At 52.8% G+C, this 25239-nt stretch carries 21 protein-coding genes; 7 read left to right on the plus strand and 14 right to left on the minus strand.

Going from position 1 to position 25239, the window contains the following annotated elements:
* Entirely contained in the window at window positions 1-435 is a 435-nt protein-coding gene (locus ACMV8I_RS15030) for a DMT family transporter (protein ID WP_498866020.1), read from the minus strand.
* 101 nt (window positions 436-536) lie between these two features.
* On the opposite strand from ACMV8I_RS15030, the gene ACMV8I_RS15035 reads away from it, so the two are divergent.
* A complete protein-coding gene (locus ACMV8I_RS15035) occupies window positions 537-1469 on the plus strand; it encodes a LysR family transcriptional regulator (RefSeq protein ID WP_498866021.1) in 933 nt (310 codons plus the stop codon).
* A gap of 683 nt (window positions 1470-2152) precedes the next feature.
* Here ACMV8I_RS15035 and ACMV8I_RS15040 read toward each other — a convergent pair.
* The 4 genes from ACMV8I_RS15040 to betI all read right to left on the minus strand — a co-directional run bounded on the left by ACMV8I_RS15040 (window position 2153) and on the right by betI (window position 6554).
* Window positions 2153-2629, minus strand: coding sequence for a GNAT family N-acetyltransferase (locus ACMV8I_RS15040; protein WP_498866022.1), 477 nt, complete (start codon window positions 2627-2629; stop codon window positions 2153-2155).
* A gap of 114 nt (window positions 2630-2743) precedes the next feature.
* On the minus strand, window positions 2744-4423 hold the full coding sequence (gene betA / locus ACMV8I_RS15045; RefSeq protein ID WP_498866023.1) for a choline dehydrogenase: 1680 nt from the start codon (window positions 4421-4423) through the stop codon (window positions 2744-2746).
* Window positions 4424-4448: 25 nt separating this feature from the next.
* Window positions 4449-5921 (minus strand): betaine-aldehyde dehydrogenase, encoded by a 1473-nt coding sequence (gene betB, locus ACMV8I_RS15050; RefSeq protein ID WP_498866024.1) that lies wholly within the window; start codon window positions 5919-5921, stop codon window positions 4449-4451.
* A gap of 33 nt (window positions 5922-5954) precedes the next feature.
* Window positions 5955-6554, minus strand: a complete 600-nt coding sequence (gene betI / locus ACMV8I_RS15055; RefSeq protein ID WP_498866025.1) for a transcriptional regulator BetI — start codon at window positions 6552-6554, stop codon at window positions 5955-5957.
* A 237-nt stretch (window positions 6555-6791) separates the two neighbouring features.
* Here betI and ACMV8I_RS15060 point away from each other — a divergent pair, with 237 nt between their 5' ends.
* Window positions 6792-8840 carry a choline transporter gene (locus ACMV8I_RS15060; RefSeq protein ID WP_498866026.1) on the plus strand — a complete coding sequence of 683 codons (2049 nt, stop codon included), beginning with the start codon at window positions 6792-6794 and terminating at the stop codon, window positions 8838-8840.
* Window positions 8841-8897: 57 nt separating this feature from the next.
* On the opposite strand, the gene ACMV8I_RS15065 is transcribed toward ACMV8I_RS15060, so the two are convergent.
* The 5 genes from ACMV8I_RS15065 to ACMV8I_RS15085 all read right to left on the minus strand — a co-directional run bounded on the left by ACMV8I_RS15065 (window position 8898) and on the right by ACMV8I_RS15085 (window position 15493).
* The gene (locus tag ACMV8I_RS15065; protein ID WP_498866027.1) at window positions 8898-9995 is read right to left on the minus strand and encodes an endonuclease/exonuclease/phosphatase family protein; all 1098 of its coding nucleotides are present in this window, start codon (window positions 9993-9995) and stop codon (window positions 8898-8900) included.
* Between the two features lie 4 nt (window positions 9996-9999).
* Window positions 10000-11025, minus strand: coding sequence for a LacI family DNA-binding transcriptional regulator (locus ACMV8I_RS15070; protein ID WP_498866028.1), 1026 nt, complete (start codon window positions 11023-11025; stop codon window positions 10000-10002).
* A gap of 30 nt (window positions 11026-11055) precedes the next feature.
* Entirely contained in the window at window positions 11056-12465 is a 1410-nt protein-coding gene (locus ACMV8I_RS15075; RefSeq protein WP_498866029.1) for a sucrose-6-phosphate hydrolase, read from the minus strand.
* On the minus strand, window positions 12465-13835 hold the full coding sequence (locus ACMV8I_RS15080; RefSeq protein ID WP_498866030.1) for a sucrose-specific PTS transporter subunit IIBC: 1371 nt from the start codon (window positions 13833-13835) through the stop codon (window positions 12465-12467). Before ACMV8I_RS15080 ends, ACMV8I_RS15075 begins: the two co-directional genes overlap by 1 nt.
* Window positions 13836-13909: 74 nt before the next feature.
* Complete coding sequence (locus ACMV8I_RS15085; protein WP_498866031.1) at window positions 13910-15493, minus strand: carbohydrate porin; 1584 nt, start codon at window positions 15491-15493, stop codon at window positions 13910-13912.
* 251 nt (window positions 15494-15744) lie between these two features.
* On the opposite strand from ACMV8I_RS15085, the gene cscK reads away from it, so the two are divergent.
* Window positions 15745-16689, plus strand: a complete 945-nt coding sequence (gene cscK, locus ACMV8I_RS15090; protein ID WP_498866032.1) for a fructokinase — start codon at window positions 15745-15747, stop codon at window positions 16687-16689.
* 79 nt (window positions 16690-16768) lie between these two features.
* Here cscK and eptB read toward each other — a convergent pair whose 3' ends face one another.
* From eptB to ACMV8I_RS15105, 3 genes are all read right to left on the minus strand, one after another.
* A complete protein-coding gene (gene eptB / locus ACMV8I_RS15095) occupies window positions 16769-18433 on the minus strand; it encodes a kdo(2)-lipid A phosphoethanolamine 7''-transferase (protein ID WP_498866033.1) in 1665 nt (554 codons plus the stop codon).
* Between the two features lie 228 nt (window positions 18434-18661).
* Window positions 18662-20110: a heavy metal sensor histidine kinase gene (locus tag ACMV8I_RS15100; protein WP_498866034.1), complete on the minus strand. Its 1449-nt coding sequence runs from the start codon at window positions 20108-20110 to the stop codon at window positions 18662-18664.
* A complete protein-coding gene (locus ACMV8I_RS15105; protein WP_498866131.1) occupies window positions 20107-20778 on the minus strand; it encodes a heavy metal response regulator transcription factor in 672 nt (223 codons plus the stop codon). The genes ACMV8I_RS15100 and ACMV8I_RS15105 overlap by 4 nt, the downstream gene beginning before the upstream one ends.
* A 193-nt stretch (window positions 20779-20971) precedes the next feature.
* Here ACMV8I_RS15105 and ACMV8I_RS15110 point away from each other — a divergent pair, with 193 nt between their 5' ends.
* The 3 genes from ACMV8I_RS15110 to ACMV8I_RS15120 all read left to right on the plus strand — a co-directional run bounded on the left by ACMV8I_RS15110 (window position 20972) and on the right by ACMV8I_RS15120 (window position 23144).
* Window positions 20972-21586 carry a hypothetical protein gene (locus ACMV8I_RS15110; protein ID WP_498866035.1) on the plus strand — a complete coding sequence of 205 codons (615 nt, stop codon included), beginning with the start codon at window positions 20972-20974 and terminating at the stop codon, window positions 21584-21586.
* 147 nt (window positions 21587-21733) lie between these two features.
* A complete protein-coding gene (locus ACMV8I_RS15115; protein ID WP_498866036.1) occupies window positions 21734-22387 on the plus strand; it encodes a cytochrome b/b6 domain-containing protein in 654 nt (217 codons plus the stop codon).
* Window positions 22380-23144 carry a molybdopterin-dependent oxidoreductase gene (locus tag ACMV8I_RS15120; protein ID WP_498866037.1) on the plus strand — a complete coding sequence of 255 codons (765 nt, stop codon included), beginning with the start codon at window positions 22380-22382 and terminating at the stop codon, window positions 23142-23144. Before ACMV8I_RS15115 ends, ACMV8I_RS15120 begins: the two co-directional genes overlap by 8 nt.
* Before the next feature lie 137 nt (window positions 23145-23281).
* Here ACMV8I_RS15120 and ompX read toward each other — a convergent pair whose 3' ends face one another.
* On the minus strand, window positions 23282-23812 hold the full coding sequence (gene ompX / locus ACMV8I_RS15125) for an outer membrane protein OmpX (RefSeq protein WP_498866038.1): 531 nt from the start codon (window positions 23810-23812) through the stop codon (window positions 23282-23284).
* Between the two features lie 400 nt (window positions 23813-24212).
* On the opposite strand from ompX, the gene rhtA reads away from it, so the two are divergent.
* Window positions 24213-25208 carry a threonine/homoserine exporter RhtA gene (rhtA, locus tag ACMV8I_RS15130; protein WP_498866039.1) on the plus strand — a complete coding sequence of 332 codons (996 nt, stop codon included), beginning with the start codon at window positions 24213-24215 and terminating at the stop codon, window positions 25206-25208.
* Window positions 25209-25239: the final 31 nt, after the last annotated feature.

The following is a 25239-nucleotide window of genomic DNA, read 5'->3' on the forward strand; positions in this document are numbered from 1 at the left end:
TCAGCTCCAGGCAATCAAAATCAACGCGGCCAATATAAACGCCAACGCAAGCAAACGTTCGCTGCCGACTTTTTTCGCCGGACTGCCAAACCAACCGAAGTGGTCAATCATCAGACTTTTGGCGACCTGACCAGAGAGAATGGCGATCATCGTCAGGCCAATACCAATCAGCGGCGTGGCCAGCGTCAGGACAATCACATAAACCGGCCCCAGCACTCCACCCAGCAGTTGCCATCCAGGTAGTTGAGTAAATGCAGGTGCATTGCGTGGGCTAAAGAAAAGCACCAGTAAACCTGTCAGCACCGATCCAACACCAAAAATACTCAGCGTGGCCCATAAATGGCCAACTTCAGTTCCCAACGGACCAATCAGCCCAGCCTCAACTGATAGCCCCATACCCGCCAACACCACCAGCGGAATTAAGATCAGATTCATTGTGTTCCTGTTATGCCGCGAAAAAAGAAGCGGACTATAACGTAGCGTAGCATTGCTAAAAACAGGATAATCAGAAAAACACTTTTGCGAGATACGCATAAATGGAAGATTTTAATCAGATCAACTTCAAGTCACTGCGACTCTTTGTAGCGGTACTGGATCAGGGCAGTTTTTCAGAAGTGGCTCGCCGCGAGGCCATTTCGCCGTCCACCATTTCGCGGGTAATCAAGCAGATGGAGCAGGCGCTGAAAACGCAATTACTCTATCGCAATACCCGAACGGTAAGCCCAACTGAATCCGGTAAACTGCTCGCTCACCACGCCCGTCAGGTGCTCGGGCAGCTTGAGCAGGCAATGCGCGGTTTACAGGAACAGGATCTGGAGCCGGGCGGCCTGGTACGGATCAATGCGCCGGTGGTGTTTGGCCAACGCCATATTGCCCCCTGGCTGCATGAGCTGTGCAGCCGCTATCCCAAACTGAACGTTGAATTGATGCAAACCGATGATTTTATCGATCCCTTGCACGACGCCACCGATTTACTGATCCGCATCGGCGTGATGGCCGATTCCAGCCTGCAGTCACGCACGCTTGGGCATCAGCATTTCAAACTGGCCGCCAGTGCAGCTTATCTGGCACGCGCCGGAATTCCCGCTATCCCTGAGGAACTGGAACAGCACAGTTGTCTGGTATTTAAAGGTTTTGCCGGCTCGCAGCGCTGGTTCTTTCGCCAACCTCGCACGACATGGAAGCCTTACAGCTTGCAGGGTGTGCTCACCAGCAATAATGCGGAAACCCTGACGCAGGCCGCTATAAACGGCATGGGGCTGGTGGTCTTCCCGACCTGGCTGATAGGCGACGCCTTGCATGACGGCCGGCTGGTCAGCGTACTGGATGAGTATCAGGTATCGACATCGCTGGAGGCCCAGACCATTTCTGCCGTTTACCCAAACAGTAAACAGCCATCCATGAAAGTCCGCGCGGTGATTGATTTTCTGTTAGAAAAATTCGGCGAGCCACCTTATTGGGAACGGTGAGCAATGGGGCATTGCGGAACCTTTGGGTTGCCACCAAAACCGGCTTGGTCAAATTCAAATTCAAAACCTTGGGTTGCCAACCAAACCGGCCTGAAGAGGCGCCTATCGCCGCGCCCCTTCAGAATCCCCGGCTCTTAAAAACAACAGCTACGCGGGTCACAATGGCCGTGTTTCAGGTATCTCAGTGATAGCCGCAAAAAGTCATCGCTTCGCGATCCCCGGCTGCGGGTTTACTCGACCTTTGGCCTCGCCCTTCGGGCCGTCGCAGTGCGACGTTGTCTCGCCACCGACTTGCCGGTGACTTTTTGAATGCGGCCGAAGCATTTCTAAATTCAAGTTCAAGTTCAAGTTCAAGTTCAAGTTCAAGTTCAAGTTCAAAGCCAGACTGTCTTGTCTTTTAAAATGTCGAGGCCACATTCAAAAATGGCGCTGAGCAAGTGGTTCGAGACCCGAGGCTCGAAACCCGCAGCGAAGGAACCGCCTAATTGCGGCTATCACAGTGGCCACTGAAACGCGGCCATCCCAACTTGCGCAGCTACTGTTTTTAAAAAGCCCGGGATTCCAAAGGACGGCGGCGATTGGCCGCCCTTTGGTCGGTGTGGGCCGACGCCCACGACCTTGAATTTGAATTTGAATTTGAAATTAAAGACTTAAAGCAGGTTTGCGCAGCAGCCCAATAGCGGTTAAAGGGCCCCTGAAACGCCCTCAAATTTCATACTAATATGCGGTATTCCATCTTCGTCATAGATCTCCGTGTAGGCCACAAACCCTAAACTCCCGTAGAATTTTTGCAAATGCGCCTGTGCCGAAAGAATGACCTGCGCATCGGGCCAGTGCTGTTTGCAGGAGGCGAGCGCCCTTTCCATCAATTGGTAGCCCAGCTTCAACCCGCGTGCCACTGGGGCAATGATCACCCGGCCAATTGCCACTTCGTCGTCCAGATTAAGGATTCGAAGATAAGCCACCGGCTCGCCGTTTTGCCAGCCAATCACATGACGGTTTTCACCGATCAGATCGCGCCCATCAATATCCTGATAAACACAAGCCTGCTCGACCACAAATACCTCACTGCGCAATGCCAGAATGGCGTAAAGCTGCACCGCGCTGAGCTTACTGTGGTGTGAATCCTGCCAGACGATATCATTGTTTTTATCGGTCATGAATATTCCTGTTATTACACAATGTGGATGTTGAACGGCAGCTAAAAAAAAGAGATAACCCGAAGATTATCTCTTTTTATCATGCTGTAACGATAAAGACAGCAGGGCTCTTCATTAGACCAATGATTTAACCCTCTTTACCGGTGCCTCACCTGCCACATAATACTCAGCAGTGCTTTTCGCCAGTGGCTCACGCCCGCGAATTTTATCGGCAATTTTCTCAGCGATCATGATAGTGGTTGCGTTCAGATTGCCGGTAATAATTTGCGGCATGATCGAAGCATCTACTACACGCAGGCTCTGCATGCCGTGTACTCGCCCCTGTCCGTCAACGACGGACATCTCATCGTTGCCCATCTTGCACGAACAAGATGGATGGAAGGCAGTTTCACCGTGTTCGCGGATAAAAGCATCAAGTTGCTCATCGGTCTGCACGTCTACGCCTGGGCTGATTTCACGCCCGCGATAAGGGTCCAGCGCCGGTTGTGCCATGATTTCACGGGTAATGCGGATAGCATCACGGAACTCATGCCAGTCCTGTTCGCTGGACATATAGTTGAATAGAATGCTCGGATGCTGGCGCGGATCTTTTGATTTTACCTGCACGCGACCGCGGCTTGGCGAACGCATAGAGCCAACGTGAGCCTGGAATCCGTGCTCATTCACCGCATTGCTGCCGTTGTAGTTAATCGCCACTGGCAAGAAGTGATACTGAATATTCGGCCAGGCAAACTCTTCACGGCTGCGGATAAAGCCGCCTGCTTCAAACTGGTTACTGGCACCGACGCCGGTCCCCTTAAAGAGCCACTCTGCACCGATCATCGGCTGGTTGTGCATCTGCAACGCCGGGTACAGTGAAACTGGCTGCGTGCAGCTGTATTGCAGGTACATCTCCAGATGATCCTGCAGATTTTCGCCGACGCCCGGCAGGTCATGCACTACCGGAATATCCAGACCATTCAACAACGCCGCCGGCCCTACGCCGGAGCGTTGCAAAATCTGCGGCGAGGCAATCGCACCACTACACAGCAGGATTTCACGTTTGGCGTTGACGGTTTTGGCATTATATTCATCGCCTTTAAAATAGCTGACACCCACCGCGCGTTTACCGTCGAACAAAATTTTGTCGGTCAATGCATGGGTAATAATTGTCAGATTGGAACGTGGTTTGGCCTGATCCAGATACCCGCGCGCCGTGCTGGCGCGACGGCCTTTAGGCGTCACCGTACGGTCCATCGGGCCGAAACCTTCCTGTTGATAACCGTTAAGGTCTTCAGTCGCCGGATAACCAGCCTGAACGCCCGCTTCAATCATCGCGTGGAACAGCGGATTATTGCCTTTCTTTGGCGTGGCAACGCTGACCGGGCCATCGCCGCCGTGGAAATCATTCGGGCCGATATCGCGGGTTTCTGCTTTGCGGAAATAAGGCAGGCAGTGCAGGTAGCTCCACTCTTCCAGGCCCGGCATCGAAGCCCAATTATCGAAATCCATGGCGTTGCCGCGGATATAGCACATGCCGTTAATCAGCGACGAACCACCCAGTCCCTTACCGCGCCCGCACTCCATGCGGCGGTTATTCATGTAAGGCTCAGGCTCGGTTTCATACGCCCAGTTATAGCGTTTCCCCTGCAACGGGAAAGCCAGTGCCGCAGGCATCTGGGTGCGGAAATCCATCCGATAGTCGGGGCCACCGGCCTCGAGCAACAGTACGCTGACGTTGCTGTCTTCGGTTAATCGGGTGGCAAGTACGTTGCCGGCAGAACCTGCGCCAATAATGATGTAATCGTAATCCATTGATTTCTCCTATGCGGATGGCGGATTAAAAGACCGAACTGAATTCGCCCAGCTCAACCTGCACGGATTTAACTTGGGTGTAATGTTCAAGGGTGCTGACGCCGTTCTCACGGCCCACACCTGAGTGCTTATAACCACCGACCGGCATGGCCGCGTCAGATTCACCCCAGGTGTTAATCCAGCAAATTCCAGCTTCCAACTGGTGAATAACGCGGTGTGCGGTGTTAAGGTCCTGTGTCACCAACCCGGCGGCCAGACCATATTCGGTATGGTTGGCACGGCGCACTACTTCCTCTTCGCTGTCGTAGGTCAGGATGCTCATCACCGGCCCAAAGATCTCTTCGCGCACGATAGTCATATCATCGCGGCAGTCAGTAAATACCGTCGGCGCAACATAGGCGCCTTTGGCATAGTCGCCGTCGATAATGCGGTCGCCACCGGCCAGCAGTCGGGCGCCTTCACGCTTGCCACTTTCTATGTAGCGCAGCACGGAGTCCCGGTGCGCGAAGCTTACCAGCGGGCCGAAATTGACATTTTCATCAGTCGGGTCGCCCAAACGGATACGTTGCACGCGCCCGAGGATTTTGGCTTCAAACTCTGCCTGACAGGCTTTCGGCACAAAAACGCGGGTGCCGTTGGTACAAACCTGACCAGAACTGTAGAAGTTCGCCATCATGGCAATGTCAGCGGCTTTATCGAGACAGGCATCCGGGAAAATAATCAGCGGCGATTTACCGCCCAACTCCATCGTGACCTCTTTAAGACTCGAAGCAGAAGCGCTGGCCATCACTTTCTTGCCGGTGGCAACGCCGCCTGTGAAAGAGATTTTGGCAATGTGCGGGTGGTCAGTAAGGGCCTGACCCACGCTGGCACCGCTGCCGGTTACCACGCTGAAGACACCATCAGGCACACCCGCTTCGGTATAGATTTCGGCCAGCTTCAGCGCGGTCAGTGAGGTCACTTCGCTTGGTTTGAAGATCATCGCATTACCGGCCGCCAACGCCGGAGCTGATTTCCACAACGCTATTTGAATAGGGTAGTTCCAGGCACCGATACCGGCCACGACGCCAAGTGGTTCACGGCGGGTGTAAACAAAAGCAGAGTCGCGCAGCGGAATTTGCTGGCCTTCAATGGCCGGGATCAGCCCGGCGTAGTACTCCAACACGTCTGCACCGGTGACAATATCCACCGCCGTCGTTTCAGACAGGGGTTTGCCCGTATCTGCAGTTTCGATGGCGGCCAGCTCGTCATTACGTTCGCGCAGAATATCCACCGCGCGGCGCAAAACTCGCGAGCGCTGCATGGCAGTCATTGCCGCCCAGACTTTCTGGCCCTGACGTGCGGCGCTGACGGCTAAATCGACATCTTCGGCCGTGGCGTTTTGCAGTGTGGCAATGACTTCGCCATTGGCCGGATTGATGGCATCAAACGTCTCGTTGCCAGTGCTTTCCTGATAGCGTCCATCGATATACAGTTTTTGGGTGCCGTAGCGGGACATAATGATGTTCTCCTCGATCAGTGCGGTCTGAGTTCAGGCAGCCGGACGGGGCTGCGAAATTTGTGATTCAATAAAGCGATAGGTTATCTGTAACGCTTCATCGCGGTTGAAGGCCTTGCCGCTGAGTGCGGCTCTTAACCACAGACCGTCAATCAGCCCGGCCATACCTTGGGCTGCTAAACGCGCCGCATCCTTAGGCAAAAAACGCCTGAACTCAGAACATAAATTTGAATAGAGCCGGCGGCTGTTCACCTGCTGCAGGCGATGCAACTGCGGGTGATGCATACTGCTGGCCCAAAAGGCCAGCCAGGTTTTCATCGCCGCGCTGTTGGTCTGGCTGTCGTCGAAATTAGCTTCGGCGATAGCATGGAGCCTCGCCGTCGGGGCATTGTCATCAAGCCGTGACAACCTTTCCTGCACCCCTTCCCCCAAGTGACTGAGCAGATAACGCATGGTGGCCTCCAGCAAACCATTCTTGTCACGAAAGTAGTGACTGATGATGCCATTGGAGACGCCAGCGCGGCGGGCAATTTGCGAAATGGAGGTTTCATGCATCCCCACCTCGTTGACTGCGGCCAGTGTTGCTTCAATCAATTGCTGCCGTCTTATCGGCTGCATTCCTACTTTGGGCATGGGTCCGACTCCTGAAAAAATAGCCCCGCCGAAAACCGTTTCAACCTCGAATTTAAACTGCGCTTTCGGACATTGATAACCTCGTTACTGACTCTATTTAACTTTTTTTTGATTGAACGTTCAATTAAAAATGAATATATTTTATTTCCAGTACGTTAGTGATTTGTATGTGAAATGTACTGATATTTATTCTAATTCATTGAAATTAAGTTAATTATTCATATAACAGGGGATACGATGGCTGCTGTCGATAAGACTGACAAACTGTCCGATAAACCACGTGACGAACTCAATAAGGTGGTTTTTTTCACCTCAGCGGGATTAATTCTGGCGTTTACGCTGATGTCTATTTTCTACACCGAACTGTCGGGAAAATGGCTCAGCCATACGCTTAACTGGGTGTCCGAAACTTTTGGCTGGTATTACATGCTGGCTGCAACGCTGTACATCGTGTTTGTATTGTTCATTGCCTGTTCGCGCTTTGGCTCGATAAAACTCGGCCCTGAACAATCCAAACCCGAATTCAGTATGATGAGCTGGGCTGCCATGTTATTCGCTGCCGGGATTGGCATCGATCTGATGTTCTTCTCCGTCGCCGAGCCGGTGACGCAATATATGCTACCGCCGGAGGGCCAGGGACAGACCCTGGAGGCGGCGCGACAGGCCATGACCTGGACACTGTTCCACTACGGTTTAACCGGCTGGGCGATGTATGCCCTGATGGGTATCGCGCTGGCCTATTTCAGCTACCGCTATAACCTGCCGCTGACTATCCGCTCGGCGCTCTATCCGATTTTCGGCAAGCGTATTTATGGCCCAATCGGCCATACGGTGGATATCGCGGCGGTGGTCGGGACTATCTTTGGGATCGCGACTACGCTGGGTATCGGCGTTGTGCAGCTCAATTACGGCCTGAAAGTCCTGTTCCAGATCCCCGAGAACCTCACCGTGCAGGCATCGCTAATTTTGCTCTCCGTGGTGATGGCAACGGTGTCGGTGACCTCCGGGGTGAACAAAGGCATCCGTATTCTTTCTGAACTGAACGTACTGCTGGCGGTGGGATTGATCTTGTTCCTGCTGTTCTTCGGCAATACCGAGTTCTTGCTCAATGCGCTAGTCCTGAACATCGGCGACTATATCAACCGCTTTATGGGCATGACGCTCAACACCTTTGCCTTTGACCGTCCAACCGAGTGGATGAACAGCTGGACCCTGTTCTTCTGGGCATGGTGGGTAGCGTGGTCCCCGTTCGTCGGCCTGTTCCTTGCGCGTATTTCACGTGGCCGTACCATTCGTCAATTTGTATTGGGTACGCTGATCATTCCGTTTGTCTTCACCCTGCTGTGGTTGTCAATCTTCGGTAATAGCGCGCTCTACCAGATCATTCATGGCAATCTTGATTTCGCCAACGAAGTGATTGCCCATCCCGAACGCGGTGTCTACAGCCTGCTGGCGCAGTATCCAGGCTTTACACTGAGTGCGTCGGTTGCCACCATTACGGGTCTACTGTTTTATGTCACCTCGGCGGATTCCGGTTCACTGGTGCTGGGTAACTTCACCTCAAAACTGGTGGATATCAATAACGATGCGCCGAACTGGCTGCGGATTTTCTGGTCACTGACCATCGGAATTCTGACCCTCGGGATGTTGATGACCGACGGGATCTCGGCACTGCAAAACGCCACAGTGATCATGGGGCTACCGTTCAGCTTTGTGATTTTCTTCATCATGGCGGGCTTGTATAAGTCACTGCGGCTGGAAGACTTCCGACGGGCCAGTACGCAACAGTCGCTGGCACCGATGCCGACATCAGGCGGTGATGCGGTATTAAACTGGAAGCAGCGTCTGTCGCGGGTGATGAATTACCCTGGCACCACGCATACCTTGCGCATGATGGATCAGGTGTGTCGTCCGGCAATGCTCGACGTAGCGCAGGAGCTGAAACTGCGCGGTGCCAAAGTAGAGTTCAACGAGCACGAACCGCTGGAAGACGAGAAGCTCAATCACTTCGAACTGATTGTGGCTCTGGGCGAAGAGCAGAACTTTGTGTATCAGATCTGGCCGGTGCGTTACGCCGTACCGGGCTTTACCTACCGGGCCCGCTCTGGAAAATCACATTATTACCGTCTGGAAACCTTCCTGCTGGAAGGCACTCAGGGTAATGATTTGATGGACTTCACCAAACATCAGGTGATCAATGACATTCTCGATCAGTACGAACGTCATCTGAACTTCCTGCACATCAATCGCGAAGCGCCAGGCAATACGCTGACGTTTCCTGAGTAAGATCTACAAGGTATAAAAAAACCCGCGCAAGCGGGTTTTTACTTTTCTATCAGAACATTAAATATTCACTAACTCAGCCCGGTGCACATCAGTACTTTTCACTCCGGCGCTTTCCAGCTTTTCCTCAGCTTCCTGCACATCCTCGCGGTCGATTTCAAGACTTTCCTGACTACTTCCCTGCTGTGGGGTCAGTGCCAGTTCAACCATAATCGGGAAGTGATCGGAACCCATCGGTGGCAGGCGTTGCATGTCAATCAGGGTGAATTCTTTACTGTGGAAAACGTGGTCCAGCGGCCAGCGTAAAAACGGCAAACTCGCGTGGAATGTGTTGAACATACCACGTCCGCGACGCGGATCCAGCAGACCGCTGACTTTCATAAACAGCCGCGTAGTACGCGACCACGCCACGTCGTTCAGGTCACCAGTAACGATGGTCGGATAGCTCGCGCGAGCGGCGGTATGGCCAACCGCGACCAGCTCACCATCGCGGTTAGTGGATTCGTCATCTTCCGTCGGACTTGGCGGCATCGGGTGCAGACAGTGCAGGATAACCTGATCGCCTGACGTAAGCTCAACGCGAAAGTGCATCGACGGGATACCATCAGCAACCAGATACTGAATTTTTCCGTCAAAGATCGGCAGGCGTGAGTAAACGTGCATGCCATACAGATTGTCGAGCGGGCACCTCAGGCTGTGTGGATAGTCCGCTTCCAGCGGCGCCATTCGATCTTCCCACCACGAATCCGTTTCCAGCAGCACCAGAATATCCGGGCGGTTCTCTTTTACAATGTTCAGCAAACGGGCAGATTCGCGGTTGGTCATCAACACGTTGCAGTTAATGATTTTTAGCCTCGGGTGCCCATTGGGTAGGGTCTTTTTAACCTGCACCGGATACAGCGGCGTATAAGGTAAAATCCACCAGGCCTGATAACTCATACAGGCCAGCGACAGCAGCACGATAAGCGTCGCCAGCGGGCCGCCTAATGGCAAAATCCACAGTTCAGTCAGCAGAAAAATCAGCGATAGCGTGGCCATTTGAAAGCGGGGGAAATCCCACACTCTTACCCACCAACGCTGATTTTTTGATAAAGGCAGTAAGGTCAGCAACGTCATAATGACGGTTAATACGCTGACAACAATTCGAAATGTCTGCATGAAATTAAGGCTCACTCAGGGTATCGGCATGGCGCCAATGCAATTGCGGTGAAAGATAACATTGATTTTGCGCGGGCTGCTGCTCGTTAATCAGGCCGATGACAATGTCAAAACAGTGGATCGCCAACTCAGGGCAATCCTGCGCCACAGTATCAATTTTTACCGAGAGAGAGTCATATAAATAATGATCATCGAAACTGCATAGATGGATATCACTTTCCAGTAATTTGTGCTGGCTCATGTAGCGCAGCACCCCTTCCATCAACCCGCAGGATGCCACGTAGAGCGCTTTCGGCGGCCGCCCGAGACGGGCGCAGAGATTGGCAAACATTTCATAGCCAGAGCTGGGATGGTAATTGCCGTACAGGATCCATTCAGGTTTTAGGGTCACCCCGGCACGCTCCAGCCCGAGCTGATAACCTGCCAGACGATCGCGGGTCGGGGAAATACGCGGCTGCCCGCCCAGAAAGTAGAACTCCTCCTGCTGATACTTTGCCACTTTTTCAACCAACGCAGCCGATGACTCGATAGCTTCGCAAACCACCAGCGGCAGTTCAGTGTCACTCATATGACGGTCAAACAGCACGACCGGCAATTGCTGGCTGATTTTCTGATATTCCGCATCATTGAGCATACTGGAGGCCACAATCAGACCGTCGACCTGACGCTGAATGAGGTTATTGACCACCGTCATTTCCTGACTGGTGTTTTCATCGGTGCAGGCAATCAGCAACTGCATGCCGTTTTCACGGCATAAGTTCTCAAGTTCGTGGGAGCAGGCCGCAAAGCCGTAGTTGGTCATCTCCGGCACCACCAGCCCCAGCGTATAACTGCGCGTTACGTTGAGGGAACGAGCGTGAATGCTGGGTTGATAATGTTGGTCAGCCGCGACCGCGAGAACGCGGTCGCGTGTGGCATCAGAGATACGGAATTTTTTGCTATGTCCGTTAAGCACCTGGCTGGCAGTCGATTTCGACACGCCAGCCAGTTCGGCTATGCCGCTGATAGTGATGCGTTTGGTCTTTTTCACTGCGCCATATTCTGTTGTCCGGAAAGACTTTTATTCTATCACGCAATCGGCTAACGACCAGTGGCGCAGCGCAATCGGCTGCTTTCCACTGAAGATGAGTTGTGCCGGTAAAACAGGGAAATAACGCGAGGACATCACCGCTTCACCGCCGTTGATGAAAATCTCAACGCTGGAACTGTCGCACATGAGGCTCAAATGACGTAAGGCACCGCGCCAGACGCGTTGCTCAAGTTCCCCGCTGCGGCGGTTTTTGCGCGAAAGCTTCAACCACTCGCCGTCCCACGCCAAAGCGAGGTCTCCACCCACATCTGCCCTGAACGGCTGATCTGTTTCGATTTCAACTTCAGCGTGCGACACCTCCCAGACCGGCGCTTCCTGGGCAATACCCTGCCATTCCTGCATCTCACCGCGAAGCTGTTGCAACTCCCGCGCTGGGCGCTGAATGACCTTGCCGTCTTCGAGCGTCAACTCACGCAGGCAGGTCATCGTATGGAGCCAGCCCTGTTCGAGCGTCGGCTGATAGAATTCATCGCCATCCGGGATACCCATCCAGCCGATCAACAGGCGGCGGCCATCGTCGCTCAGCGTAGTTTGCGGCGCATAAAACTCGAAACCCAAATCCAGTTCATGGAAATCACCGTGTGGAAAATGCCCCTCATCATAGTCCAACTGCCCGATGAAATAACCAGACTGGAACGTATTCTGATAACGGTCAGATTCCGCAGGTAAGCCCTGCGGACAACAGATCAACACGTCGCTGCCGGAGAGCCTGAACAGGTCAGGACATTCCCACATGTAACCAAATTCGCTCAATCCGTTCAGGCCGGATCCGGCAATTTCGCCGAGTGACTGCCACGTCAGCAAATCAGCGGAACGCAGCAAAAGCACTTTGCCTTGCAGCTGCAGATCCTGGGCACCCAGTACCATGTACCAGTGGCTAAGGTGCTGCCACACTTTTGGATCACGCACGTGGCCGGTGTAACCCCCAGGTAAATCCAACACCGGACCGGTTTTATCAAATTCACCGTGCGCATTTTCACGTGCCAGACACTGAAATGCCGTGCGGCTGCCGTCGGAATATTTCACGTTGCCGGTATAAACCAGCGTCAGTTGGCCGTTATCCACCACCGCCGAACCAGAATAGCAACCGTGCGATTCATAGGTTTCCGCCGGTGCCAGCGCCAGAGGCTCATGCCGCCAGCTCAGCAAATCGGCAGAACTCCAGTGCCCCCAGAATTTTGCACCATGCGCGCAGGCCAGCGGATTCCATTGATAGAACAGATGATAACGACCGTTATGCTGAACGAATCCGTTCGGGTCATTGAGCAAACCGACCGGCGGCGCAAGATGCCAACCGGGACGGTACGGATCGGCGGCGGCTTTTACCTGCCCCGCCACCACGCTGCGCAGCGCCTGCTTCAGTAAACTTACTTCCGTCATTATTCACTCTCCGCTTTGTATTTCAGCAGCAATGACAACAGGAAGGCGGTGCCGAAAGCAATCACTAAGCCAATCAAATAGCTGAGTATCGAACTGGCCTGCACAATCGCCAGTCCCGGTATACCGGTCAGGCCGACGGCGGTCATGTTGACGTGCATCGCCACCACCCATGCGCCACCCAGTGCCCCACCGATTAATGCGGCGATAAACGGTTTCATAAAGCGCAGGTTGATACCAAAAATCGCGGCTTCGGTAATGCCTAACATGGCGGAGAATGCAGAGGGTACAGCAATGGCTTTAATTTTTGCATCGCGGGTTTTGAAGTACACCGCCAGGCAGGCACCGCCCTGCGCGACGTTTGCCATCGACCAGATCGGCAGCAGGAAATTCACACCGATGCTCGGGTTACCCAGCAGCCCGGCTTCAATGGCGTGGAAGCTGTGGTGAATACCCGTGATAACAATCACCGAATACAGTCCGCCGAAGATTAGCCCTGCGAACCAGCCCGCATGAGCGATCAAGGTGCTGAGAATAAAGGAGATACCGTCGCCCAGCGCACGACCGGCCGGGCCGATGATCAGGAAGGCGATGAAACCGGAGATAATCACCGTCAGGAACGGCGTTAGGATCAGATCCAGCGCATCGGGGATCACTTTACGCAGGCGTTTTTCGAGGAAACTCATAAACCAGACCGCCAGCAGCACCGGGAATACCGTGCCCTGATAGCCGATCATCGCTATCTCCAAACCAAAGAAATCCATGGTATGGAAACCGCTGGCCACGCCCCAGGCATTCGTCAGTGCCGGATGGGTCAGAATGCCGCCTAAAGTGGCGCCGAGGAACGGGTTACCACCAAACTCACGCGCGGCAGTGAAGCCGATCAGGATCGGCAGAATGATAAACGCCGCCGAACTGAACATGTCGAGCATGATAAAAATCGCGCTCTCGGGATTTGCCCAGCCGTAGGTTTTCACCATGCCGAGCAGACCCATCAGCAGGCCGGACGCCACGATAGCCGGAATGATCGGCACGAAGATATTGGACAGCACGCGCGCGATACGCTGGAACGGATTGAGTTTTTGCGCAGCAATATTTGCCGCTTCGGACTTACTCGATTCGCCAACACCCGCCACCTTAATAAATTCGGCGTGGACTTTGTTCACCAGACCGGTGCCAAAAATGATCTGAATCTGCCCGGCATTACTGAAGCAACCTTTCACACCTTCGACTTTTTCGATGGCACTTCTGTTGACCAGGCTGTCATCGATCAGCACCAGACGCAGGCGTGTTGCACAGTGCGCAGCGCTGGCAATATTGTCTTTACCCCCTAACAATGGAAGCAGTTCTGTCGCGATTGCATTGATGTTCATAGCGTTCCTTTTATTACCCTGAGCAACAACGCCTGATTGAATCAGGCGTGTCATGGTGATTCAAATCCTGCTGGTTAGAACCAGGTTTCCATCTGGATACCGAAGTTCCACTGTCCGCCGGAGGCAAAGCCATCGGTACCGAACGAATCGCTGGAAGAATAGCTGTCCAACTGATGGCTCCAGTCCATGTAGCTCGCGAACAAGCGGATTTCAGGGCGGCTCAACATGTCGCTGATATCACCGACTTTGAACGTCGGTGCGAACGTCAACTTGTAGAATCCACCCTTCACTTTATTGTTATTTTGGTAGCCCTGCGGATCGAGGTCCATGTACTGATAGCTGCCTTCATAGGCCAGTTCGAAGTTCTCGGTGATCTGCTGAATCAGGCGGGTGTTAAAGGTCACCCACTGGTAATCATCTCCCGAGACGTACCGGTCTTTACTCTGTTGAGCGAGAACGGCAGGCGCAATACTCCAGTTTTTGCTCAGTGGTGTAATACCGTAAGTCGCCAGACGTACCGTGTTGGCGTCATCGGTCAGACGGCCATCTGAACCCAATGATTTCACTTCCGCCCCTAAACCGTGACCATACAGCAGAGCGGTTTTGGATGTCCCTTCACGCAGGCCGTAGAAGCTGTCGCCATGGTATGCCAGCATGGTGTGGAAGCCGGTGTCTGCCGCATTGCTGACGCCCTGCGTGCCGATATTTTCACGATCCTGATTGTTCTTGGCGCGCAGCCCGCTAACCATCCACTGGAAAGGTCCGGCAAAGTTATTGGCTGTGACAATGTAGTTCTCAATGCGCGTATCGTCATTGTTGTCATTGTTTCGGTCAAGATCGTCAAAGTTACGTCCATAAAGCGAGAAGTTGCTTTTCAGGTTATCGCCCCACTTCACGTCATAGATACCGCCACCGGTACCGGCGAGGAAAATGACGTCGGAATCCAGCCAGTGAATATCGAAGTTATCGCGGTCGAAGCGCTTACCGGCCCACAGCGTAGAGTCTTTCCATGGGCCGGTGAAGGTCGGCAGCGAGCCGAGTTCGACAAACGCCTGTCGAATATTCAGCTCGCTGGTTGTAGCCGTCCAGTCGTTATAGCTGCGCTGCCCGTCCGCCAGCATCACTTTATAACGGGAGGTCGCACCGCTGGCCATGGTCTGTTTATGTTCCAGGTTCACTTCAACGTAGGTATTATTTTCATTCCCCAGACGCCCAACCGCACCACCGGTCTGACCGGCTGGCGTGACGTAAGGGCCGCTTTCTGTTGAAGTGCCGGAGTCATTCATGATCACGCCGGAACGGGCATAACCGCTGAATTTAAACCCACTGTTATCGGTATCGCTCTTTTTAGTGCTGGCTAACGTTTCAGTACGTTTAGCCACATCGGCGGTTTGTTGTTGATTAATTTCAGCGGTTTTTGCCACCTGGCGGGTTTGCTGTTCATTGCTGGCGGTGCGTGTTTCCAGCTTTGTCACCTTCTGTTCTGCATCCGTGGCGCGGGCTTCTGCCTTGGTGGCACGGCTTTCCGCCATTTGCAGGCGTTTTTCCAGCGCATTAAACCGCGCTTCGATGGCGCTGGCAGAAGGGTCAGCACCCTGAGCGGCAGTTGAAAGAATAAGTCCAATAGCAACAGCCAGATAGCGTGGTTTCATCATCATTTTTCATTCCCCAGAGGAAGCTTAATTATTATGGGAAAACTATCTAGCTAAATTGCTAAACTGGTTTTCCTGCACACAATAATCATTTATGAGCTATTCAGGCAACGAAGTTCGCTGGTCTTATGCTGTAATTGTGATCTTGTTGGCAAATCGTCACCTAATCCTAATAATTCATTTGTACTTGATTAGCTAAACCGGTTCTTCTACTTTATAAACCAGCATTTATCAGGAATTGACCAAAGGGAATGAACATGAATAATCGGGTATGGGTATTGGGCGATGCCGTTGTTGATTTGATCCCGGAAGAAGGTGACCGTTTACTGAAATGTCCTGGTGGCGCGCCCGCCAACGTGGCAGTTGGGATCAGCCGTCTTGGCGGGGATAGTGCATTTATCGGCCGTGTGGGGGATGACCCTTTCGGCCACTTTCTAAGCCAGACGCTGCATGACGAAGCGGTAAATATCGACTTTATGCATCTGGACCCCTATCACCGGACTTCTACGGTCGTGGTGGAAAATGACGCTGACGGTGAACGGTCGTTCACGTTTATGGTGCGTCCAAGCGCCGATCTTTTCCTGCAACCTGCCGACATTCCCGCTTTCGAACAGGGCCAGTTTTTACATCTGTGTTCCATTTCGCTGTCCGCTGAACCGTCGCGAACGACGGCATTTCTGGCGATGGAACAAATGAAAACCGCCGGCGGAAAAGTCAGTTTTGACCCAAATATTCGTTATGACCTGTGGCCGGATGAGACGCAGCTGCGCGAATGTCTGCATCAGGCGCTGTTGATGGCTGACGTGATAAAAGTCTCTGAAGACGAACTGGAATATTTGACCGGCGAAGTCCTGCAATCAGAAGGGCTAATCCGTTTATGTCAACGCTATAACCCGGAGTTGTTGCTGGTGACGCAGGGCAAAAAGGGAGTGTTGGTCTATCAGAGAATAGATGCCTCACTCCAATGCTATGCCGCCCCGGCGGTGAAAGCGGTTGATACCACCGGGGCGGGCGACGCTTTTGTTGCGGGTTTGCTGGCTGGTTTGGCTCAGCGAGGGGGCGATGATAGTTCAGAGCGCTGGCAGGCGATTATACGCCAGGCGATGTGCTGTGGTGCACTGGCGACCACGGAAAAAGGGGCCATGACCGCCCTGCCGGATACCGATGCTCTGGAGGCATTTAGCCTGCAGGCTTTCAGATGAAACAGTGCCGCCGTTTCATCGGTAAACGACGAAACGGCGGCATCAGTTTTTAGTTGGCTTTTTACTTTACCCGGTGACGCTACTGACCAGCAGGCACATGGCACCAGTTGCGCTGCTCAACAATCCCACCGTCCGGCGAGGTGTAACCGATACAGCCCAGAATCGAGTCAAACAGCTTCTCGTGGAACACCGGTTTTTTCTCAGCGGCCAGTTTTTGCAATTGCTGGAAACCGGCACGGTTCTGGTCATCGGACAGGAATTTGTCTGACGCCCACACCATGATCGGAACCGTGCGTTGTTCAACGGGTGCGCGATCACGCGGCGTACCGTGGAAATGCTTGCTTTTAGAGATCGACTCACCGTGGTCAGAAGCATAAAAAACGATGGCATTCTTATCACGCAGTTGGTTAAACACCTGCTCGAGGAAGTAATCAGTGTAGAGCAACGAGTTATCGTAAGCGTTAATCATCTCCTGGGTCGAACAAGAGTCATCAATGCCCATACACTCCGGCTGATACTTGGCGAATGAACGCGGATAACGGTCGGAATAGAGGTAATGCGAGCCTTTGGTGTGCAAAATGATCAGATGTTTACCATCAGGGTGATTGGCCATTGAGTCTTTCATTTCGTCGACCAGCAGCATGTCATCCACCGGTTTACCGGCATTTCGCTTCTCAGAGGCAATATTCTCACGCAGGGAATAATCATCAACACGGGTTTTGTTATAGAACCAGGCCTCGCTCTGCATGGAATAAAGCTCTGAACTCCAGCCATTACTCTTCATTACCGAGAACACATTGGCTTCTTTCAGCGTGCGCTGTGGCGCTTCGGACGCCCCACCTTCGCGTACGAACATACAGCGCAGTGATAATTTGGTAGAAGTGTCACACGAGTAACCCTGCAACGCTGCGAGATTTTTCTCTTTGCTCAAATAGGGCGTGTTATCACGGTCATATCCATACAGGCCCATATGGTCACGACGCGCACTTTCCCCAATAACAAACACCACGTAGAGATCTTTGACATCTTTTGGCGGGGTATAGGTGAAGTGCTTGGCCGGATCGAACAGGTTTTTATTATCTTCGGCTTTGCTGTAGGAGCTATAGGCAAATAATCCCAGCGCGGAGAGCCAGTTGGAGGGTGAATACGTTCCCGCCACGACGCCACCATAGCTGGCCATCGTGCGGTTATTCTCCAGATCGTGTTTATCCTGCACTTTGCCCATCAGTTGCAGCGGTAAGTAACACGTCAGACCTGCAGCCACCAGCAAAACCACCTTCTTCAACAAGCCTTTCGGTTTACTCTCCTTCAGCGCCGAGCCTGGCATTCTACTAGCCCACAGTAGCAACAGCGGCAGCAAGCTGAATAGCACAGTCCAGACTACGAAGTGCGTACCGATGGACTCTTTCGACAGATCGATTGAGTCCGACGCCAGCGCCGCCGCCAGAATGCCGTAACCGATATCGACGTTGAACATAATCATGTAGTAACTGGCCGCTGCCGACGAGATCACGATCAGGCTGACCAGCACGCGAAAAACGGTTTTACCGGTGAAGGAGAGCAGTAATGTCAGGAAGTAGACCAGCGCAAATGAGGCGAGCATTTCTACCGCGATGGACAAGACATTATCGTAATGTAACTGGCCAAAACGACGGAAGAAAATCGGAAGGTTAAGCAGAATTCCCAAATAAAGCGCAATAAACAGAGAAATTTTCTGTTGCGAAAGTAAGCGTAATGTATGCATCGGTAATATGTAACTCTTTTTTAAAAGTCAGTGTGCGTTGTAATGCCCGCGCGTGTCGAGATGTCAAAAACAGGAGGTAGATGGCACGTCGATAACTTATTCTGACCGGCAACCCATGCATTTGGTTCGGCTTCAATCATTTCATTCAATGCAATAATGTAACATTATTAATGAAATCATTATATTTCAATAAGTTAAAAAAGTAAGTTTTTACGGTTTATTGAAGCCCTATTGAGAAAAAATGGAGGTTTTTTCTTCATGCACGGTGGGGAAGTATAATGTAAAGCGCGTTTGACTGTGTGCCAGGCTCAGCACAGTAACACTCCCCTGATGCAGCGCCATGATGGCCTGCACGATGGATAAGCCCAGCCCATTGGAGCTTCCCCCTTCGCTGCGCGAGGCATCAGCCCGGTAAAAGCGATCGAACAGTTTCTCACGCTTGCCGTCCGGTATTGGTGCACCGGTACTGTTGACGTGGATCCGCGTTCCCTGCCCGTCCTGCTCTACCTGAACACAAATCTGCGTATTTTCATCGCCATAGTGGATAGCATTGGCCACCAGATTGCTCAGCGCGCGCTGGAATAAGATCGCATCGGCGTACAGCATGCCTTCCCCTTTGCACACCAGTTGCATGCCGCGCTCCTCCGCCAACCCTTCGAAATAATCCGCCACGCGGGTGGTTTCTGCCGCCAGCGCCAGTGGAGTAATATTGAGTACTGAGCGGGCATGCGAGGCGCGGGCCAGAAACAGAATATTCTCGATCATGCGCGAGATGCGCTCCAGCTCCTCCATATTGTTAGCCAGCAAGGTTTCATACTCTTCGGTGCTGCGTGTCTGGTAGAGCGCCACCTGACAATGGCCCATTAATGCACCTACCGGCGTACGGATCTCATGCGCCAGATCGGCTGAAAATTGGGTCAGTCGCTCATAGCCTTCGGCCAGCCGGTCGAGCATCGCGTTGAAGGACAGGATCAACTGCTGCAACTCCTGCGGGGCATCTTCAGCACTCAGGCGTGTTGAAAGGCTGGTTGGATGAATCCCTGCGGCTTCCTGAGCCATTTTACGCAGAGGGAGCAGACCGCGACGGATCACGCCAAAGCCCAGCACGGCGATCAGAAGATACGCGAAGACCACTGCACCGATGATTTCCAGGCGAAAAGCCGCCAGCATCTGTGCCTCACCGGCCATGAAATGCGCCGCAGAGATAACCACAGTGCGTCCATCCTGCATGCGCACCGCTGCCGAGGTAAAGCGAACCGGCGTGCCGTCGCTTGCCGATAGATGATGGATGGAATTGAGCGACAGTTGATTGCCGTCGGCTACCGGTTCGACGTCAGGCAAAGGCAGCCGCGACGGATTGACATTAATAATCGGCGGCTGGTTTTCCAAACTGAATTGCAGGATATCCCGCTCATTGCCAAGCATATTCTCGAACAGCTCGGGGCTGCGGCTCAGCTGCGACAGTGGGAAATCGTTGGCCAGCAGATGGCGGAAATATTGCACTCTGCCGGTCACCTGGTAGTCAGCGCGACGGATCAGCTCTTTCTCCATCGAATAATAGAGATAAAAACCAACGGCGCTGACCACCAGGGCTGCGATCAGAGCAAACAGGAGCGTGGCGCGCAAGGTGAGCGACATGGCGCGTTTTGACGGCTTGACTGAGGCCGCGGCACTCATGAGCGCACTTCGCAAACGTAGCCGATACCGCGCACGGTATGGATCAGTTTGACATCAAACGTTCGGTCAATTTTGGCGCGCAGGCGTTTCACCGCCACGTCCACTACGTTGGTATCGCTGTCAAAATTCATATCCCATACCTGTGAAGCAATCATGGTACGGGATAACACTTCACTTTCACGACGCATCAGTAAATGCAGCAGCATGAATTCTTTATTGGTCAGCGCAATCACTTGCTCCTGGCGCGTTACCCGCCGGCGCAGCACATCCAGATGCAGGTCAGCCAACGAGAAAGTATCAGCCTCGCGTGCGGTCGGGCGGCGCAGTAACGTACGGATGCGCAGCACCAGTTCCGTGAACGAGAAAGGTTTGATCAGGTAGTCGTCAGCGCCCAGCTCCAGTCCGTGAATGCGGTCCTGTACTTCGTCACGCGCGGTAAGGAATAACACCGGCACGTCACTTTTTTTGCGCAGCACTTCCATCACCTGCCAGCCATCAAGTCCGGGTAGCATGACGTCGAGGATCACGGCGTCATAGCCCTCTTCCAGCGCCAGAAAAAGACCGTCAGCACCGTTACGCGCCAGATCCACACGATAACCCGCCTCGCCCAATCCTTTGTTCAGGTAGTCGCCGGTGCTGATGTCATCTTCAATAACCAGTATCCGCATGCGTTCATCATCCAATCATTCCATCCCCGAAGCTTAACAGTTTCGTATGTTATGTTTGATGACAATTTTGTCATCAAGTTGTCATCTCAAGGTTCCGGTTTATCGTCCATTCTTGATCTACACAAAGATCTGCACAAATCGCTTGGTGGCAACACCACAGCCTTGACTGACCTGCAAAATATGGAGAGTGACTATGATGAAATCAACGCACCTTGCTGGCTTACTGTTGAGTTCCCTGCTGATGTGTAGCGGTGCATTCGCCGCTGATAACGTGATCAAACCCACCCGCGGAACCATTGATTCAGTGAATGATTCCTCCGTACAGGTGACCACTCGTCAGGGGGAGAAGTTGGATGTCAAACTGACCGACCAGACCAAAATCAATAGCGTGACCAAAGGTCAAATTTCAGACATCAAAGCCGACAGCTTCATCGGTACTGCGGCAGTTCCTCAGGCCGACGGAACGCTGAAAGCGCTGGAAGTTCACGTCTTTGCCCCAAGCCTGCGCGGCAGCGGCGAAGGTTTCAATCCGTTTGAATCCGCTGACGGTAAAATCAATACCATGACCAACGGTACCGTCGGCAAGCTGGTTAACAGCAATGGCCGTACTCTGACAGTGAAATACCATGACGCCGAAAAAACCGTCGTGGTGCCAGATGACGTCCCGGTTGTTCTGCTGGCACCGGGTGACCGCAGCCTGCTGAAACCTGGCGTGAAAATCGTGCTGTTTGCAATGAAAGATGACAAAGGCCAGCTGGTTGCCCGTGGTATTGCGGCGGGTAAAGATGGCATAGCACCACCGATGTAAAGAGCATGCCGCCAGATCTCCTGTGTCTACATTTGACGGGCGGCGCTTCTTAGCAGTAAACACAACGGCAGCAGTAAAGCACAACGGCGCGGACCTCCCTCTTTCGCGCCGTTTTGTTTCTTCTTTTGACCACGCAGGAGAGACCTCGTGAGCCATCAATCCGCTTTGAAAAAGCCGCCACGTAAAAGAAAAATTCACCCGTGGCCGGTCCGCCTTTGTCACTGGATAAATCTGCTCACCATGATTGGCATGGTGATGAGCGGCTGGGGCATTTATAACGCCGATCCGCTGTTCAATTTCCTCAGCTTCCCTCAGAGCACCACGTTGGGCGGCTGGCTGGGCGGCAATATCGCCTGGCATCTGGCCGTGATGTGGTTGCTGGCGGCTAATGCACTGATCTATTTGTTATGGGGCCTGCTCAGCGGCCATTTTAAACGTCATTTTTTCCCGTTTACACCGAAATCTGTCTGGCACGACGTCGTTCAGGCGCTGACCTTAAAACTGCCGCACAAGCTCGGGGAATATAACGCTGTGCAGAAAGTGATGTATGTCGGCGTACTTCTACTCGGCGCACTGCTGGTACTTTCGGGGCTATCTATCTGGAAACCGGTGCAGTTTAGCGGCCTGGTGTGGCTGTTCGGCGGTTTCGACATCGCCCGCTATGTCCATTTCTTTGCCATGAGCGGCGTGATGCTGTTTGTGGTTGTTCACGTATTGATGGTGTTGCTGGTACCTAAAACCCTGGTTGCCATGATCACCGGCGGTAAAAAACAGGTCATCAAGGAGAGTGCTGATGAGTGAGAAAGCCAACCGGCCAAAAATCATCGTCGAGCCGGACCAGCGTAAGCAACTGGTGAATATTCAGCGAAGACTGTTGCTGCGTTCCGGCCTGACGCTGGGTGCCGTATCCATGCTGACCGGCTGTAATTTGCAGGATGGCGATCAAGTCGACAAAGTGCTGTGGGCCATGTCACGCTGGAATGACCGGGTGCAGGGATGGCTGTTTGGCGGGCAAAAACTGGCGCAAACTTACCGTGCAGATCAAATCACCACGCCGTTTCGCTTCAATGCTTATTATCCTGAATACAACGTGCCTGAGATCGATATTCCTAACTACCGGCTGGAAGTCTCCGGGCTGGTGCAGAAAAAATCGCCGTGGACGCTGGAGCAGTTGCAACGTTTGCCGCAAGAGAGCCAGATAACCCGGCTGATTTGTATCGAAGGCTGGAGTGCTATAGGCCAGTGGAGCGGCGTGCCGCTGAAGACTTTTCTGCAACATATCGGCGCTGATCTGACCGCCAAATACGTTGGATTCAAATGTGATGACCGCTATTACTCCAGCATCGATATGGCGACTGCGCTGCACCCACAAACCATTCTGGCGCTGGATTTCGGCGGAAAACCGCTGCCGCCCGACTTCGGCTACCCGCTGCGTTTACGCATGCCAACCAAGCTCGGCTTCAAAAATGCCAAGCATATCGGCGCCCTATTCGTTACCAACGAATATCCCGGTGGTTACTGGGAAGATCAGGGATATAACTGGTACAGCGGGATCTGACGCCACTTTTTATACCAAGGCTGGCCGAACACCCTGAATAGAAACCATAAAAAAATCGCCCCTAGAGGCGATTTTTAATTTCGAAACTTTTCTTTCCAAAAGAAAGGCAGCGTCAAAGCGCTACAGTTTTCGAATAATTAGAAGCGGTAACCCACGCCTGCGATCCAGGTGCCAACGTCAACGCTACGGATGCGAGACTGCTCGTAAGAGAAGTCCAGAGCAACGTTTTCGATTGGGTTAAACTGCATACCCGCGCCGTAAGAGAAGCCGTAATCGCTGGTGCCAGCTTTGTCACGCAGAACGGTAGAGCTGGTATCAGTGCTGCCCTGAGATTTACCGTAACCCACACCCACTACACCGTAGATGGAAGCCCAGTCGTTCAGACGGTAAGCTGGACCTGCAGTGATGCCGTAGTACTGTGCTTTGCCGTAACCGTTGTCAGCTTCAGAACGATCTTTCTCGAGGTAAGTGAAAGAACCGATCACACCCAGTGGGTTGCTGTCTTGCTCGAAACGATATTTCAGGTTGAAGCCGTTTGCTTTGTTAGCAACGCCTTGCATATCACCCTGCGCGTAACCACCGGTTACTGTGCTGGTGTCAGCGAATGCGCTGGAAGCGCCCAGTGCTACTACGCAAGCTAATGCGGAAAGACATGCGATTTTTTTCATAACAACCACCTCAAATGGAAAACAAAAGTAACTTCACCATCAAAATATAACAAAAAGCAGCGTGAAACTCTGCCTTGTATAAGGTGTCCAAAGCGCTAAATGGTGTAACAAGAAGTTTCCACTTAGCCCTATCCATTTGATTACATGTTATTTTTAAACTTTTACTGCATAAGCAAAACTTATTGAACTTTCTTCGCTTAGCAGATAATTCTTAATTTTTTGGGCGCTTTTTGACCAAAAATAAGCTATTTTTTGCAAAATCATTTTCTAAAAAAACTTTTTTATGGATTTTCCCGCTCTGTTTTTCACTCTACAGTAGATCATCGCGTGTACATCGTTTTTATATTTCACTGCAAACACAAGAATTCCCCGGACCGGGATCACATTTAAGGCGCAAAGGATGACCAAGTTAGACAAAAACGTATCAACAGGCGATTCGTCTATAGACAAGTACCCTGCGGATACAGAGCATTTCGGCACGCCTGCGCTACCCGTGTTACCAAAAACCGCCTCTCCGCTCATCGCCGTGTTGCTGTTGCTGATTGCTATGCTTTCCCTGCAGGGCGGTGCGTCGCTGGCAAAAACCCTGTTTCCGGTGGTCGGACCACAAGGCGTTACCGCATTACGTCTGGGGATTGGCTCCCTGCTCCTGCTGGCGTGGTTCCGTCCGTGGAGAATGAAAGTACGCGGCGGCAATCTGCGCGCACTGCTGATTTATGGGCTGGCACTCGGCAGCATGAACTACAGTTTCTATCTGGCAATCCAGACCGTGCCGCTGGGTATCGGTGTGGCCCTCGAATTCACCGGCCCGCTGGCGGTAGCCATGTTCTCATCACGTCGCCCAGTGGATTTCGTCTGGGTGATTCTGGCGGTGGCCGGGTTATGGTTCCTGCTGCCTCTCGGCCATGATACGGACAGCATCGATCCGAAAGGAGCCTGCCTGGCGCTGTTTGCTGGCGCCTGCTGGGCTATCTACATTCTGGCCGGTCAGCGCGCAGGCAGCAGCTATGGTCCCGGTACAGCGGCGATAGGCTCGCTAATTGGTGCAATGGTCTTCTTCCCCATTGGCGCAATTCAGGCACATAGTTCGATTTTCAGCCTGTCTATCCTGCCGCTCGGGCTGCTGATCGCTTTGTTGACCTCGGCGGTGCCTTACTCTCTGGAGATGATGGCCATGACTCGCTTGCCAGCGAAAACCTTCGGTACGCTGATGAGCATGGAACCTGCGATGGCGGCCATGTCAGGCATTATCTTCCTCGGCGAATACCTTAACGGGACCCAATGGCTGGCACTGGCGGCAATCATCGCAGCGTCTGCGGGCTCTACCCTGACGATTCAGCGAAAAATCAAACTTGAAACGGTAAAAGTGGCAGGCAACCGGCCATCCGGGAAGTAATTCTCTCTGTCAGACGGAAAACCACGCTACC

The sequence above is a fragment of the Ewingella sp. S1.OA.A_B6 genome, assembly GCF_049889095.1.
Taxonomy (GTDB): domain Bacteria; phylum Pseudomonadota; class Gammaproteobacteria; order Enterobacterales; family Enterobacteriaceae; genus Ewingella.

What these genes read in the sequence shown, in the direction of transcription:
- ACMV8I_RS15030 (WP_498866020.1), bottom strand. Translation starts at nt 435, where the DNA reads ATGAATCTGATCTTAATTCCGCTGGTGGTGTTGGCGGGTATGGGGCTA.
- ACMV8I_RS15035 (WP_498866021.1), top strand. Translation starts at nt 537, where the DNA reads ATGGAAGATTTTAATCAGATCAACTTCAAGTCACTGCGACTCTTTGTA.
- ACMV8I_RS15040 (WP_498866022.1), bottom strand. Translation starts at nt 2,629, where the DNA reads ATGACCGATAAAAACAATGATATCGTCTGGCAGGATTCACACCACAGT.
- betA (WP_498866023.1), bottom strand. Translation starts at nt 4,423, where the DNA reads ATGGATTACGATTACATCATTATTGGCGCAGGTTCTGCCGGCAACGTA.
- betB (WP_498866024.1), bottom strand. Translation starts at nt 5,921, where the DNA reads ATGTCCCGCTACGGCACCCAAAAACTGTATATCGATGGACGCTATCAG.
- betI (WP_498866025.1), bottom strand. Translation starts at nt 6,554, where the DNA reads ATGCCCAAAGTAGGAATGCAGCCGATAAGACGGCAGCAATTGATTGAA.
- ACMV8I_RS15060 (WP_498866026.1), top strand. Translation starts at nt 6,792, where the DNA reads ATGGCTGCTGTCGATAAGACTGACAAACTGTCCGATAAACCACGTGAC.
- ACMV8I_RS15065 (WP_498866027.1), bottom strand. Translation starts at nt 9,995, where the DNA reads ATGCAGACATTTCGAATTGTTGTCAGCGTATTAACCGTCATTATGACG.
- ACMV8I_RS15075 (WP_498866029.1), bottom strand. Translation starts at nt 12,465, where the DNA reads ATGACGGAAGTAAGTTTACTGAAGCAGGCGCTGCGCAGCGTGGTGGCG.
- ACMV8I_RS15080 (WP_498866030.1), bottom strand. Translation starts at nt 13,835, where the DNA reads ATGAACATCAATGCAATCGCGACAGAACTGCTTCCATTGTTAGGGGGT.
- ACMV8I_RS15085 (WP_498866031.1), bottom strand. Translation starts at nt 15,493, where the DNA reads ATGATGATGAAACCACGCTATCTGGCTGTTGCTATTGGACTTATTCTT.
- cscK (WP_498866032.1), top strand. Translation starts at nt 15,745, where the DNA reads ATGAATAATCGGGTATGGGTATTGGGCGATGCCGTTGTTGATTTGATC.
- eptB (WP_498866033.1), bottom strand. Translation starts at nt 18,433, where the DNA reads ATGCATACATTACGCTTACTTTCGCAACAGAAAATTTCTCTGTTTATT.
- ACMV8I_RS15100 (WP_498866034.1), bottom strand. Translation starts at nt 20,110, where the DNA reads ATGAGTGCCGCGGCCTCAGTCAAGCCGTCAAAACGCGCCATGTCGCTC.
- ACMV8I_RS15105 (WP_498866131.1), bottom strand. Translation starts at nt 20,778, where the DNA reads ATGCGGATACTGGTTATTGAAGATGACATCAGCACCGGCGACTACCTG.
- ACMV8I_RS15110 (WP_498866035.1), top strand. Translation starts at nt 20,972, where the DNA reads ATGATGAAATCAACGCACCTTGCTGGCTTACTGTTGAGTTCCCTGCTG.
- ACMV8I_RS15120 (WP_498866037.1), top strand. Translation starts at nt 22,380, where the DNA reads ATGAGTGAGAAAGCCAACCGGCCAAAAATCATCGTCGAGCCGGACCAG.
- ompX (WP_498866038.1), bottom strand. Translation starts at nt 23,812, where the DNA reads ATGAAAAAAATCGCATGTCTTTCCGCATTAGCTTGCGTAGTAGCACTG.
- rhtA (WP_498866039.1), top strand. Translation starts at nt 24,213, where the DNA reads ATGACCAAGTTAGACAAAAACGTATCAACAGGCGATTCGTCTATAGAC.